Here is a 13,268-nt window from a genome sequence, read left to right as displayed (position 1 = left end):
TATCCCCGGCTCCGTGAAGGAGCCTGGGGAAGGGGGTTTCGTGGTGCGTATCCGAGTTCTGGTCGTCGACGATCACCGTATCTTCGCCGAGTCGCTCGCCGCCGCCCTGGCGGCCGAGCCCGACGTCGACGTCTCCGCGGCCGGCAGCGGTCCGGCGGCCCTGCGCAGCCTGGAGCGCGCCGCCGCCGAGGGACGCCGCTACGACGTCCTGCTCGTCGACGCCGACCTGGGCGCGAACCTGCCCGGCGTACGGCCGGCCGTGCCCGTGCGGGAGGTGGGCGAGGACGGGCTCGTCGACGGGCTCTCCCTCGTCGCCGGCGTCCGCGGCACCCAGCCCCACGTCCGGATCGTCGTCCTCGCCGAGAAGGACGACCCGCGCCGCGCGGCCCTCGCCCTCCAGGCCGGGGCGTCCGGCTGGGTGGCGAAGGACTGCTCGCTGTCGCGGCTGCTGACCGTCGTCCGCGGGGTGCTGCGGGAGGAGACGCATCTGCCTCCCGCCCTGCTCACGGGCGTGCTCAAGGAGCTGACCGCCGCGCGCAAGCACCGCACCGAGAGCGAGCGCCTCGTGGAGTCCCTCACCCCGAGGGAGCGCGAGGTGCTGCGCTGCATGGTCGCCGGGCTGGGGCGCAAGGCGGTCGCCGACCGGCTGTTCCTGTCCCCGCACACCGTCCGCACCCACATGCAGAACGTCCTCGGCAAGCTGGGCGTGCACTCCACGCTCGCCGCGGTCGCGCTCGCCCGCCGGGCGGGTGTCGGACCGGCGGACCTAACCGGGGATGTTGTCGAACGGGGCGGTCAGCTGGCGTAGCAGCGCCGCCAGCTCCGCCCGCTGGGCGTGGGACAGCTCGGCGAGGATCGCCCGCTCCTGTTCGAGCAGACCGGCGAGAGCCTGGTCGGCGCGGTCCTTGCCGCCGTCCGTCAGCCGGACCAGCACACCGCGCCGGTCGCTCGGATCGGGCAGCCGCTCCACCAGGCCCTTCTTCGCCAGCCGGTCGATACGGTTCGTCATCGTGCCCGACGTGACCAGGGTCTGCGTCAGCAACTGCCCCGGCGAGAGCTGGTACGGCGGCCCGGCGCGCCTGAGCGCGGTCAGCACGTCGAACTCCCACGGCTCCAGCTGGTGCTCGGAGAACGCCAGGCGGCGTGCGCGGTCCAGGTGCCGGGCCAGCCTGCTCACCCGGCTCAGTACTTCCAGCGGCTCCACGTCGAGGTCCGGGCGCTCCCGGCGCCACGCTGCGACCAGCCGATCGACCTCGTCCTCCATGACGATCAGTGTAGTGGTTGTGTCGACGTGAAGTCTCTTGACATCAAGTCTCTTGACGTCAAGGTAAATCGGCTGGGACGGTGGACCCACCGAACACGCCCAGGACATCGCCCGAGGAGGCCGCCCCATGACCAATCCCACCTGGGACCCCGCCCAGTACCTGCGCCACGCCGGCCACCGCGCCCGCCCCTTCACCGACCTCCTCGCCCGCGTCCCCCACCTCCCCGGCGAACCACCCCGCATCGCCGACCTCGGCTGCGGCCCCGGCAACGTCACCACCGTCCTCACCGGCCGCTGGCCCACCGCCCACGTCACCGGCTACGACAACTCCGCCCAGATGCTCGCCGAGGCCCGCGCGCACGCCGGCCCGCACCTCGACTTCACCCACGCCGACCTCACCACCTGGACGCCCACCGAGACCTACGACCTCATCGTCTCCAACGCCGCCCTCCACTGGGTCCCCGGCCACCTCGACGCCTTCCCCGCCTGGCTGGCCGGCCTCGCCCCCGGCGGCACCCTCGCCTTCCAGGTCCCCCACACCCTCGACGCACCCCTGCACGCCCTCATGCGCGAACTCGCCGACACCCCCCGCTGGAGGAACCGCCTCGCCGGCATCCTCCGCCCCGAGGACTCCGTCCACACCCCCGCCACCTACCTCGACCACCTCGCCCGCCTCGGCTGCGACACCGACGTCTGGACGACGACGTACCACCACGTCCTCACGGGTGAGGACCCCGTCCTGGACTGGGCCAAGGGCACCGGCCTGCGCCCCGTCCTCACCGCCCTCGCCGACGACCCCGAGACCCGCACCGCCTTCGTCACCCAATACCGCGACCTGCTCCGCCAGGCCTACCCGCCCCGCCCCTACGGCACGGTCCTCCCGTTCCGCCGCCTGTTCACGGTGGCCCGCAAGGGCAGGTGAGACCCCCACACCGTCCGGCCCGGGCGGGGGAGCGGACCCGGTCCGTTGTTTGGGCCGCCCGTAACGGGTCACCCGGTCCTCCAGGAAACCGGCAACCTGACTGGGAGTGAGACACCGTGGCAGGCGAGCAGAAGTCCAAGGCGAAGACCGAGCAGGTCAAGGGCAAGGTCAAGGAAGCGGCCGGGCGGACCGTGGGCAACGAGCGGCTCGAGGCCGAAGGACGCGCCGAGCAGGCCAAGGGCGACGCCCGCCAGTCCAAGGAGAAGGCCAAGGACGTCTTCAAGCACTGAGCCGAGACGTCGTCGAGCACCGACTCGAACAGACATGCCGAGGGCCCCCGCCACGCGAACCGCAGCGGGGGCCCTCGGCATGTGTACGGCACCGGCAGGTGTACGGCAGCACGCGCGCGCGACGGCAGCACGCGCGCGCGACGGCAGCACGCGCGCGTACGTCAGCTCTTGCGGCGGCCTATCAGATGCGGCCTGGCCTCCAGACCGTCCAGACCGTGCCACGCCAGATTCACCAGATGCGCCGCCACCTCCGCCTTCTTCGGCCGCCGCACGTCCAGCCACCACTGACCGGTCAGCGCCACCATCCCCACCAGCGCCTGCGCGTACAACGGCGCCAGCTTCGGATCGAAACCGCGGCTCTTGAACTCACGACCCAGGATGTCCTCCACCTGCGTGGCGATGTCCGAGATGAGCGAGGCGAACGAACCCGTCGACTGCGGAATCGGCGAGTCCCGCACCAGGATGCGGAAACCGTCCGTGTACTCCTCGATGTAGTCCAGCAGCGCGAACGCCGCCTGCTCGCACAGCTCCCGCGGATGACCCGCCGTGAGAGAACTCGTCACCATGTCCAGCAGACGACGCATCTCACGGTCCACCACCACCGCGTACAGCCCCTCCTTGCCACCGAAGTGCTCGTACACCACCGGCTTGGACACCCCGGCCTTCGCCGCGATCTCCTCCACCGACGTGCCCTCGAACCCCTTCGCCGCGAACAGGGTGCGACCGATCTCCAGCAACTGCTGGCGACGCTCCGCACCGGTCATCCGGGTGCGACGCACTCGCCGCGGCTTGTCATTGCTCGGGGTACTGCTGGAGTCGGTCGCCACGGCGTCCATCATGCCGCGTCGGCGGTCACCTTCCGGCGCCGGGAGCCGTCCCCGTCCGTGTTCCGACGCGAATCGATACGCGAGCGTGACGGCCACCGCACGTCATACGCCCACCCCAGCATCTCGAACCAGCGGATGAACCGCGCCGAGGAGTCCACCTGCCCGCGCATCACACCGTGCCGCGCCGACGTCGGATCGGCGTGATGCAGGTTGTGCCACGACTCCCCGCAGGACAGCACCGCCAGCCACCACACGTTGCCGGACCGGTCACGCGACTTGAACGGCCGCTTGCCCACCGCGTGACAGATCGAGTTGATCGACCAGGTCACGTGGTGCAGCAACGCCACCCGCACCAGCGAACCCCAGAAGAACCCGGTGAACGCCCCCCACCACGACATCGTCACCAGCCCGCCGATCAACGCCGGCAACGCCAACGACAACAGCGTCCACAGCACGAACTGCCGCGAGATCGCCCGCAACGCCGGATCCCTGATCAGATCCGGGGCGTACTTCTCCTGCGGAGTCTGCTCCTCGTCGAACATCCAGGCGATGTGAGCCCACCACAGACCCTTCATCAACGCCGGCAGCGTCTCACCGAAACGCCACGGCGAATGCGGGTCGCCCTCCGCGTCGGAGAACTTGTGATGCTTACGGTGATCCGCCACCCAGCGGACCAGCGGCCCCTCCACCGCCATCGACCCCATGATCGCCAACGCGATCCGCAGAGGCCGCTTCGCCTTGAAGGAACCATGGGTGAAGTACCGGTGGAAACCGATGGTGATGCCGTGACACCCGAGGTAGTAGAAGAAGACCAACAGACCCAGGTCCAGCCAGCTCACCCCCCAGCCCCATGCCAGCGGCACCGCCGCCAACAAGGCCACGAACGGCACGATGATGAACAGAAGCAACGAGATCTGCTCGATCGAACGCTTCTGCTCACCACCCAGAGTGGCGGAGGGTGTCGAGGAGTCGTCCGGCGCCGGTGAAGGGTCTTCGATCACATCGGAGCTTGAGGTCATGCGCGTCCCCTGTGGGGTCGTGGGTCGAGAGAGATGCCAGGTCCGCGAGACCGCACCACACTTCCTACGGTCCCGTAACCTACGGCGTCGTAAGTATGGCAGTGCGGCACCCGGCAGCAAGAGCCCGCGAGTCCGCGCGTCCGCATCGACACCTATCCTTGGAAACGGTCGGACAGCGCGGTCCGCTCTGTTTTTCTTCCCGGAAGTCAGATCCGTACGCGGCCCCGCCGCGGGGCCTGACACCCGAGTTCCCTCCCGGACGAGCTTCAACACTGCAAGGAGCCGCACCTGTGAGCAGTGCCGACGACCAGACGACAAGCAGCCCCGAACTGCGCGCCGACATCCGCCGACTGGGTGACCTCCTCGGCGAGACCCTCGTCCGGCAGGAAGGCCCGCACCTCCTCGACCTCGTCGAGAAGGTCCGCCGCCTCACCCGCGAGGACGGCGAGGCAGCCGCCGACCTGCTGCGGGGCACCGAACTCGAGACCGCGGCCAAGCTGGTCCGCGCCTTCTCCACCTACTTCCACCTCGCGAACGTCACCGAGCAGGTCCACCGCGGCCGCGAACTGCGCGCCAAGCGCGCCGCCGAAGGCGGCCTCCTCGCCCGCACCGCCGACCGCCTCAAGGACGCCGACCCCGACCACATCCGCGAAACGGTCCGCAACCTCAACGTTCGCCCCGTCTTCACGGCCCACCCCACCGAAGCCGCACGCCGGTCCGTCCTCAACAAGCTCCGCCGCATCGCCGCACTCCTGGAAACCCCCGTCATCGAGGCCGACCGCCGCCGCCACGACACCCGGCTCGCCGAGAACATCGACCTCGTCTGGCAGACCGACGAACTCCGCGTCGTCCGCCCCGAACCCGCCGACGAGGCCCGCAACGCCATCTACTACCTCGACGAACTCCACGCCGGAGCCGTCGGCGACGTCCTCGAGGACCTCACCGCCGAACTCGAACGCGTCGGCGTCACCGTCCCCGCCGACACCCGCCCCCTCACCTTCGGCACCTGGATCGGCGGCGACCGCGACGGCAACCCCAACGTCACCCCCCAGGTCACCTGGGACGTCCTGATCCTCCAGCACGAACACGGCATCAACGACGCCCTCGAGACGATCGACGAACTCCGCGGCTTCCTCTCCAACTCCATCCGCTACACCGGAGCCACCGAGGAACTCCTCACCTCCCTCAGGACCGACCTGGAACGCCTCCCCGAGATCAGCCCCCGCTACAAGCGCCTCAACGCCGAGGAGCCCTACCGGCTCAAGGCCACCTGCATCCGGCAGAAGCTCGAGAACACCAAGCAGCGCCTCGCCAAGGGCACCCCCCACCAGCCCGGCCGCGACTACCTCGGCACCAGCGAACTCATCAGCGACCTCACCCTCATCCAGACCTCGCTGCGCGAACACCGCGGCGGCCTCTTCGCCGACGGCCGCATGAACCGCACCATCCGCACCCTGGCCGCCTTCGGCCTCCAGCTCGCCACCATGGACGTCCGCGAACACGCCGACGCCCACCACCACGCCCTCGGCCAGCTGTTCGACCGCCTCGGCGAAGAATCCTGGCGCTACTCCGACATGCCCCGCGAGTACCGCACCAAGCTCCTCGCCAAGGAACTCCGCTCCCGCCGCCCCCTCGCAGGCACCCCGGCCCCCGTCGACGCCGCCGGCGAGAAGACCCTCGGCGTCTTCCTCACCGTCAAGCGCGCCCTCGAAGTCTTCGGACCCGAGGTCATCGAGTCCTACATCATCTCCATGTGCCAGGGCGCCGACGACGTCTTCGCCGCAGCCGTCCTCGCCCGCGAAGCCGGCCTCATCGACCTGCACGCCGGCTGGGCCAAGATCGGCATCGTCCCCCTCCTGGAAACCACCGACGAACTCAAGGCCGCCGACACCATCCTGGAGGACATGCTCTCCGACCCGTCCTACCGCCGCCTGGTGGCACTGCGCGGAGACGTCCAGGAAGTCATGCTCGGCTACTCCGACTCCTCCAAGTTCGGCGGCATCACCACCAGCCAGTGGGAGATCCACCGCGCCCAGCGCCGCCTGCGCGACGTCGCCCACCGCTACGGCGTCCGCCTGCGCCTCTTCCACGGCCGCGGCGGCACCGTCGGCCGCGGCGGCGGCCCCTCCCACGACGCGATCCTCGCCCAGCCCTGGGGCACCCTCGAAGGCGAGATCAAGGTCACCGAACAGGGCGAGGTCATCTCCGACAAGTACCTCATCCCCTCACTGGCCCGCGAGAACCTGGAACTCACCGTCGCCGCCACCCTCCAGGCCTCCGCCCTGCACACCTCACCCCGCCAGTCCGACGAGGCACTCGCCCGCTGGGACGCCGCCATGGACGTCGTCAGCGACGCCGCCCACGCCGCCTACCGCCGACTCGTCGAAGACCCCGACCTCCCCGCCTACTTCTTCGCCTCCACCCCCGTCGACCAGCTCGCCGACCTCCACCTCGGCTCCCGCCCCTCCCGGCGCCCCGACTCCGGCGCCGGCCTCGACGGACTCCGCGCCATCCCGTGGGTCTTCGGCTGGACCCAGTCCCGCCAGATCGTCCCCGGCTGGTACGGCGTCGGCTCCGGACTCAAGGCCCTGCGCGAAGCCGGCCTCGACACCGTCCTCGACGAGATGCACGGCCAGTGGCACTTCTTCCGCAACTTCATCTCCAACGTCGAGATGACCCTCGCCAAGACCGACCTGCGGATCGCCCAGCACTACGTCGACACCCTCGTCCCCGACGACCTGCGCCACGTCTTCGACACCATCAAGACCGAACACGCCCTCACCGTCGCCGAAGTCCTCAAGATCACCGGCGAACGGGAACTGCTGGACGCCACCCCCGTCCTCAAGCAGACCTTCACCATCCGCGACGCCTACCTGGACCCCATCTCCTACCTCCAGGTCACCCTCCTCAAGCGCCAGCGCGACGCCGCGGCCGCCGGCCAGGAACCCGACCCCCTCCTCGCCCGCGCCCTCCTCCTCACCGTCAACGGCGTAGCGGCCGGCCTGCGCAACACCGGCTGACCCGCACACCACACGAAGGGCGCCCCCGACCACCGGGGGCGCCCTTCGCACGTCCTGCACCCTCACCTACACCGCCAGGAACGCCGCCGTCAGCAACGCCGTCCCCGACCCCGCCAACACCCACCCCCACCGCACCCGCCCCAACCCACCCGCGACCACCACCGACGCCAACAACAACGCACCACCCATCGGCACCCACGCGTACAACACCCCCGCAGGACCCGACCGCACGACCTCGTCACCACCCGGCTTGATCACCACCGTGTACGTCCGCCCCTCACGCACCGCCACCGACCTCTCGATGACCACCCGCGCACGGCCCCGCGACCCCGACGACAACGGCGCGTACGGCCCCGAACACCTGTCCTCACCACAGCGCACCACCTCCATCGTCCCCCGCTCACGCCCCTTCGTCAGCATCACATGCTGCGCCGACCCCCAGGAACCCCACACCCCCGCCACCACAAGCAGCCACACCACCAGCCACACCCCCGCCAACCGCACCCACCGCAGAACGACCACCGAACCCCGACGGACAGAGCCCCGACGAACGGGACGCCGATGAGAGGTGACAGCGACGGAGGCAGGCATGGCCGGGATCATTGGCCATACCCGAACCACCGTCAACCTCGGCCGGCGACAAGTCACCAGTTGTCCGCACCAAACCGCCACCCACCCCGCGCACACACGAGCCGTACGACCCACACCTCACACCCACGCGCCCTACGACCCACACCCCGCACGCACGCGCCCTACGACCCACACCCCGCGCGCAGCGCCCTACGACCCACACTCAGGAGTTGTACGACCCCTGAGCCCGCTCCAACCCCTCCAGCACCAGACACTCCACCGCATCCGCCGCACGGTCCACGAAGTAACCCAACTCCTTGCGCTCGGCCGAGGAGAAATCCTTCAACACGAAGTCCGCCACCTGCATCCGCCCCGGCGGCCGCCCGATCCCGAACCGCACCCGGTGATACCCCGCGCCCATGACCTTCGTCATCGACTTCAGACCGTTGTGCCCGTTGTCCCCACCACCCAGCTTCAACCGCAGCACGCCGTAGTCGATGTCCAACTCGTCATGCACCGCGACGACGTTCTCCACCGGCACCTTGTAGAAGTCCCGCAACCCGGCCACCGGCCCACCCGACACATTCATGAACGACATCGGCTTCGCCAGCACCACCCGCCGGCCCCCCGCACCCGGCACACCCAGCCGCCCCTCCACCACCTGCGCCTGCGCCTTGCCCGCCCGCTTGAACCTCCCCCCGATCCGCTCGGCCAGCAGATCCGCCACCATGAAACCCACGTTGTGCCGGTTCATGGCGTACTCCGGACCGGGATTACCCAGCCCCACGATCAGCCAGGGCGCATTGGCGTCGGTCGTCACGTCCATGTCTCCTTGATACGCGCAGACCGCCGCCCCCCGAAGGGAGCGGCGGCCGACGGAACGAGATCCGGGAAAATCAGGCCTCGGTGGCCTCGGCCTCGGCGTCCGCCGAAGCCTCCTCCGCCTGAGCGGCCAGGACCTGAAGGACAACCGCGTCCTCGTCGATCACCAGCGTGGTGCCCTCGGGCAGCGGAATGTCCTTCGCGAGGATGGCCGCACCGGCCTCCAGACCCTCGATCGACACCGTGACCGACTCGGGGATGTGCGTGGCCTCGGCCTCGACCGTCAGCGTGCTCAGCACGTGCTCGAGCAGGTAGGCACCCGGAGCCAGCTCACCCTCGGTGTGCACGTACACCTCGACGCTGACCTTCTCACCACTGCGAACCAGCAGCAGGTCGACATGGTCCAGGAAACCCTTGATCGCGTCCCGCTGCACAGCCTTCGGGATCGCCAGGTGGGTCTTGCCGTCGATGTCCAGGCTCAGCAGAACGTTCGGCGTACGCAGCGCCAGCTGAAGCTCGTGACCCGGCAGCGTGATGTGCACCGGCTCGGCACCGTGACCGTAGACCACGGCGGGAACCTTGCTGTCACGACGGATACGGCGGGCAGCGCCCTTGCCGAACTCGGTACGGGACTCGGCGGCGAGCTTGACCTCGGCCATGTTCACTCCTCGTAGAACTGGGGAAAGGTGGTCACCCGGCCAAACCATCGGCCTGCTACGAAGAGCGCGTCGATAACGGACCACCGCACACACACGTGTACGGCCTCCCTCGCCGAGCAACCCTGGCAGTTTACGCAGCGGGAAGGCCGTACACGAAATCGATCTAGACGAAGACCGTCACTGCTCGTCGAAGAGGCTCGTCACCGAACCGTCCTCGAACACCTCACGCACCGCGTTCGCGATCGTCGGCGCGATCGACAACACCGTGATCTTGTCCACCTCCAGCTCACCCGGCGTCGGCAGGGTGTTCGTGAAGATGAACTCGCTGACCTTCGAGTTCTTCAGACGATCCGCCGCCGGACCCGACAGCACACCGTGCGTCGCCGTCACGATGACATCCTCCGCACCGTGCGCGAACAGCGCGTCCGCGGCGGCACAGATCGTGCCACCCGTGTCGATCATGTCGTCGACCAGCACACACACCCGGCCCTCGACCTCACCCACGACCTCGTGGACCGTCACCTGGTTCGCCACGTCCTTGTCACGCCGCTTGTGCACGATCGCCAGCGGCGCGCCCAACCGGTCGCACCAGCGGTCCGCCACCCGCACCCGACCGGCATCCGGCGAGACCACGGTCAGCTTGTTGCGGTCCACCTTGCTGCCCACATAGTCGGCCAGCAGCGGCAGCGCGAACAAATGGTCCACCGGACCGTCGAAGAAGCCCTGAATCTGATCCGTGTGCAGATCCACGGTCAGAATCCGGTGCGCACCGGCCGTCTTCATCATGTCGGCGATCAGACGGGCCGAGATCGGCTCACGCCCGCGGTGCTTCTTGTCCTGCCGGGCATAGCCGTAGAACGGCACGATCACGGTGATCGAACGAGCCGACGCGCGCTTCAACGCGTCGATCATGATCAACTGCTCCATGATCCACTTGTTGATCGGAGCCGTGTGGCTCTGGATCAAAAAGCAGTCCGCACCTCGCGCCGACTCCTGATAACGCACATAGATCTCACCATTGGCGAAATCGAAGGCCTTCGTCGGGACAACCCCGACACCCAGCTGGTGGGCGACCTCCTCGGCAAGCTCGGGGTGGGCGCGGCCGGAGAAGAACATCATCTTCTTCTCGCCGGTCGTCTTGATCCCGGTCACAGCACTGTCTCCTCAGAGGTGTCTCAGCCGACTGTCCCAAGACCTCGCCACTGGGCGCGACGGGGCCGTCTCAGCTGGTGGGGGTGCGGGTGTGCACCTACCACGGTACGCCGTACACGACGCACTCACTTCCGGTCAGCCCTCACCCTCACCCTGCCGGACAGCCGCCTCCGCAGCCTTCGCCGCCGCACTCCCCGGACGCTTACGAGCCACCCAACCCTCGATATTCCGCTGCTGACCACGGGCCACGGCCAACGAACCCGGCGGCACATCCTTCGTGATCACCGACCCCGCAGCGGTGTACGCACCATCCCCGACCGTGACAGGAGCCACAAACATGTTGTCCGAACCCGTCTTGCAATGCGACCCGACAGTCGTGTGGTGCTTCTCCTGACCGTCATAGTTCACAAACACACTGGCCGCACCGATGTTCGAATAGTCACCGATCGTCGCATCACCCACATACGACAGATGCGGCACCTTCGTCCCCTCACCCACCACCGCGTTCTTCGTCTCCACAAACGTACCGATCTTCGCCGCACCCCCCAGACGCGTACCCGGACGCAAGTACGCGAACGGCCCCACCGACGCACCCGCACCGATCCACGAGCCATACGACACCGTGTTGTCCACCCGCGCCCCCGCACCCACCTCCGTATCCGTCAGCCGGCAATTCGGACCCACCACCGCACCCTCACCCACACGCGTACCACCCAACAACTGCGTACCCGGAAGAACCACCGCGTCCTGCCCGAACGTCACCGACACATCCACCCACGTCGACGCCGGATCCACCACCGTCACACCACCCAACATCGCCGCCGTCAACAACCGGTCGTTCAAAATCCGACCCGCCTCACTCAACTGCACACGATTGTTGATCCCCGCGATCTCACGATGATCCCCCGCCACCGACGCACCCACCCGATGACCCGCCCCACGCAAAATCCCCAAGACATCCGTCAGGTACTCCTCACCCTGACTGTTGTCCGTCCGCACCTGCTTCAACGCCTCCGCCAACAACTGCCCGTCGAACGCGAACACCCCCGAATTGATCTCACGGATCGCCCGCACCGCCTCCGACGCGTCCTTGTGCTCGACGATCCCCGTCACCACACCCGAAACACCGTCCCGCACGATCCGCCCATACCCCGTCGCATCCGGCACCTCCGCCGTCAACACGGTCACCGCATTCCCATCCGCCTCATGCGCCGCCACCAGCTGCGCCAGAGTCGCCCCCGTGAGAAGCGGAGTGTCACCGCAGACGACCACCACCGTCCCGTCCACACCCCCACCCAACCGCTCCAACCCCACCCGCACGGCATGACCGGTGCCGTTCTGCTCCTCCTGCACGGCGGTGCGCACGGCGGCATCGACCTCGGCGAGGTGCGCGGTGACCTTCTCGCGCGCGTGCCCGACCACGACGACCAGGTTCTCCGGGTCCAGCTCGCGGGCGGCGGCCAGCACATGACCCACGAGGCTGCGGCCGCAGATCTCGTGGAGGACCTTGGGTATGGCCGACTTCATGCGGGTGCCCTCACCCGCTGCGAGTACGACGACGGCTGCCGGGCGAATGGCGCTCACGGAGTTGCCCTTCGGCTGTGGAGAGGTGGGACATCCGAAGGATACCGGGGCGTTTCCCGGCGGACATGAGAGCGGGCCCTGACAGTGCTGTCAGGGCCCGGTCCAGCAGCTCCGCCGGCTGGATTCGAACCAGCGTCTCAAGGCTCCAAAGGCCTGCGGGATGCCGCTACCCCACGGCGGATTGCTACCTCAAACCCTACCGGAGGAGGGGAGGAGCATGATCCCGCCCTACGGAGTCCACCATCCCGGACCACCAGCCTTCGATGCGACGGTACAAGTCGGCCCCCTTCAGGACTCTGACAGCCAGGCAGCCCCTGTAGGAGTCGCCGACGTTCTTCCGGACCGTCTTGGGGTTGTGCTTCTTCAGGGTCGTCTTGTAGAAGGAGGAGCGGTCGGCCTGGACGAGGTCCGCCCAGTACTGCTCGGCACCCGGGACATCGGCCGTCTCGTGGATCATCACGGTGAACCGAAGGCGCTCACGGGCTACGCCGAGCAGCTCCAGCCAGGCCAGGTACAACTCGATGACTCCGGTGTCACTGTTGACGAAGATGACGCTCTCACGTCGGTCGTAGGTCTTGTCCTTGGTGCCTTCGGCCCAGTACAGGGCCACCCCCGCCATGAACAGCTCGCGGTCGGTCATCGAACCGATCTCCCGTGCCGCAGCCGCCTTCGTTTCCGTCCGCTCGGCGTCGCGGATCGCACCCTCATGCTCCCAGCGCTTCCGTGCCGCCACCCTTGCCCGCTCGCTGGGATTCCCTCGCTCGGGCTTCGGCAGATCCCGCACCCACAGGGAGATCGAACTCTTGGAGCAGCCCAGTTCCACCTGGATCTGGTCGTAGGTCCAGCCCTGCCGCCGCAGCTCGCGTGCCCTGTCCCTGAGGTCGTCCTTCGCGTTCGGGCGCTTGGTCCACTCGGGAGGCGGCTCGCCCTCCAGGAGCCGGTTGAGGATGTCGTTGTTGTCGACGCGCAGCCGGTCACGGATCTGCCGTCGGCTGAGTCCCGCCCGTCGCAGGGCGAGCGCTCGTTCGCGTAGTCCCTCGAAGTCCGTGTACGTGCCGGATGAAAGTGCCATGCGCATACCGTCCAGCCGGAATGTGGGGTTCCGGGATCGAACAGGCGCTGTTCAGCAGTTCGAGGGA

At 68.4% G+C, this 13,268-nt stretch carries 13 protein-coding genes and 1 tRNA gene; 4 read left to right on the top strand and 10 right to left on the bottom strand.

Features of this window, described 5'->3' with window-relative positions:
• Positions 1–40: 40 nt before the first annotated feature.
• A complete protein-coding gene (locus ACFYO5_RS37110) occupies positions 41–808 on the top strand; it encodes a response regulator transcription factor (protein WP_356568720.1) in 768 nt (255 codons plus the stop codon).
• Here ACFYO5_RS37110 and tamR read toward each other — a convergent pair.
• Positions 767–1,264, bottom strand: a complete 498-nt coding sequence (gene tamR / locus ACFYO5_RS37105) for a MarR family transcriptional regulator TamR (RefSeq protein ID WP_356568718.1) — start codon at positions 1,262–1,264, stop codon at positions 767–769. The two genes, ACFYO5_RS37110 and tamR, sit on opposite strands and share 42 nt — an antisense overlap.
• Before the next feature lie 127 nt (positions 1,265–1,391).
• On the opposite strand from tamR, the gene ACFYO5_RS37100 reads away from it, so the two are divergent.
• Entirely contained in the window at positions 1,392–2,186 is a 795-nt protein-coding gene (locus ACFYO5_RS37100; protein ID WP_388717957.1) for a trans-aconitate 2-methyltransferase, read from the top strand.
• Positions 2,187–2,302: 116 nt separating this feature from the next.
• Positions 2,303–2,476, top strand: a complete 174-nt coding sequence (locus ACFYO5_RS37095; RefSeq protein WP_356568714.1) for a CsbD family protein — start codon at positions 2,303–2,305, stop codon at positions 2,474–2,476.
• A gap of 161 nt (positions 2,477–2,637) precedes the next feature.
• On the opposite strand, the gene ACFYO5_RS37090 is transcribed toward ACFYO5_RS37095, so the two are convergent.
• Positions 2,638–3,315: a TetR/AcrR family transcriptional regulator gene (locus tag ACFYO5_RS37090; protein ID WP_356568712.1), complete on the bottom strand. Its 678-nt coding sequence runs from the start codon at positions 3,313–3,315 to the stop codon at positions 2,638–2,640.
• Complete coding sequence (locus ACFYO5_RS37085) at positions 3,312–4,322, bottom strand: acyl-CoA desaturase (RefSeq protein ID WP_388717952.1); 1,011 nt, start codon at positions 4,320–4,322, stop codon at positions 3,312–3,314. The genes ACFYO5_RS37090 and ACFYO5_RS37085 overlap by 4 nt, the downstream gene beginning before the upstream one ends.
• A gap of 290 nt (positions 4,323–4,612) precedes the next feature.
• On the opposite strand from ACFYO5_RS37085, the gene ppc reads away from it, so the two are divergent.
• Positions 4,613–7,342 carry a phosphoenolpyruvate carboxylase gene (ppc, locus tag ACFYO5_RS37080; protein ID WP_356568708.1) on the top strand — a complete coding sequence of 910 codons (2,730 nt, stop codon included), beginning with the start codon at positions 4,613–4,615 and terminating at the stop codon, positions 7,340–7,342.
• A gap of 66 nt (positions 7,343–7,408) precedes the next feature.
• On the opposite strand, the gene ACFYO5_RS37075 is transcribed toward ppc, so the two are convergent.
• From ACFYO5_RS37075 to ACFYO5_RS37045, 7 genes are all read right to left on the bottom strand, one after another.
• Complete coding sequence (locus ACFYO5_RS37075; protein WP_388717949.1) at positions 7,409–7,945, bottom strand: hypothetical protein; 537 nt, start codon at positions 7,943–7,945, stop codon at positions 7,409–7,411.
• A gap of 190 nt (positions 7,946–8,135) precedes the next feature.
• On the bottom strand, positions 8,136–8,738 hold the full coding sequence (gene pth, locus ACFYO5_RS37070; protein WP_388717946.1) for an aminoacyl-tRNA hydrolase: 603 nt from the start codon (positions 8,736–8,738) through the stop codon (positions 8,136–8,138).
• Between the two features lie 70 nt (positions 8,739–8,808).
• Complete coding sequence (locus tag ACFYO5_RS37065) at positions 8,809–9,393, bottom strand: 50S ribosomal protein L25/general stress protein Ctc (RefSeq protein ID WP_356568702.1); 585 nt, start codon at positions 9,391–9,393, stop codon at positions 8,809–8,811.
• Between the two features lie 177 nt (positions 9,394–9,570).
• Positions 9,571–10,545 carry a ribose-phosphate diphosphokinase gene (locus ACFYO5_RS37060; protein WP_356568700.1) on the bottom strand — a complete coding sequence of 325 codons (975 nt, stop codon included), beginning with the start codon at positions 10,543–10,545 and terminating at the stop codon, positions 9,571–9,573.
• 135 nt (positions 10,546–10,680) lie between these two features.
• Positions 10,681–12,129, bottom strand: a complete 1,449-nt coding sequence (glmU, locus tag ACFYO5_RS37055) for a bifunctional UDP-N-acetylglucosamine diphosphorylase/glucosamine-1-phosphate N-acetyltransferase GlmU (protein ID WP_388717941.1) — start codon at positions 12,127–12,129, stop codon at positions 10,681–10,683.
• Positions 12,130–12,238: 109 nt separating this feature from the next.
• Positions 12,239–12,310, bottom strand: a tRNA-Gln gene (locus ACFYO5_RS37050).
• A gap of 15 nt (positions 12,311–12,325) precedes the next feature.
• Positions 12,326–13,201, bottom strand: a complete 876-nt coding sequence (locus tag ACFYO5_RS37045; RefSeq protein WP_388717939.1) for a hypothetical protein — start codon at positions 13,199–13,201, stop codon at positions 12,326–12,328.
• Positions 13,202–13,268 lie beyond the last annotated feature (67 nt).

The sequence above is a fragment of the Streptomyces sp. NPDC006259 genome, assembly GCF_042870975.1.
Taxonomy (GTDB): Bacteria; Actinomycetota; Actinomycetes; order Streptomycetales; family Streptomycetaceae; genus Streptomyces.
This window is presented reverse-complemented; position numbering and strand designations above follow the sequence as displayed.

What these genes read in the sequence shown, in the direction of transcription:
- tamR (WP_356568718.1), bottom strand. Translation starts at nt 1,264, where the DNA reads ATGGAGGACGAGGTCGATCGGCTGGTCGCAGCGTGGCGCCGGGAGCGC.
- ACFYO5_RS37100 (WP_388717957.1), top strand. Translation starts at nt 1,392, where the DNA reads ATGACCAATCCCACCTGGGACCCCGCCCAGTACCTGCGCCACGCCGGC.
- ACFYO5_RS37090 (WP_356568712.1), bottom strand. Translation starts at nt 3,315, where the DNA reads ATGATGGACGCCGTGGCGACCGACTCCAGCAGTACCCCGAGCAATGAC.
- ACFYO5_RS37085 (WP_388717952.1), bottom strand. Translation starts at nt 4,322, where the DNA reads ATGACCTCAAGCTCCGATGTGATCGAAGACCCTTCACCGGCGCCGGAC.
- ACFYO5_RS37075 (WP_388717949.1), bottom strand. Translation starts at nt 7,945, where the DNA reads ATGATCCCGGCCATGCCTGCCTCCGTCGCTGTCACCTCTCATCGGCGT.
- pth (WP_388717946.1), bottom strand. Translation starts at nt 8,738, where the DNA reads ATGGACGTGACGACCGACGCCAATGCGCCCTGGCTGATCGTGGGGCTG.
- ACFYO5_RS37065 (WP_356568702.1), bottom strand. Translation starts at nt 9,393, where the DNA reads ATGGCCGAGGTCAAGCTCGCCGCCGAGTCCCGTACCGAGTTCGGCAAG.
- ACFYO5_RS37045 (WP_388717939.1), bottom strand. Translation starts at nt 13,201, where the DNA reads ATGGCACTTTCATCCGGCACGTACACGGACTTCGAGGGACTACGCGAA.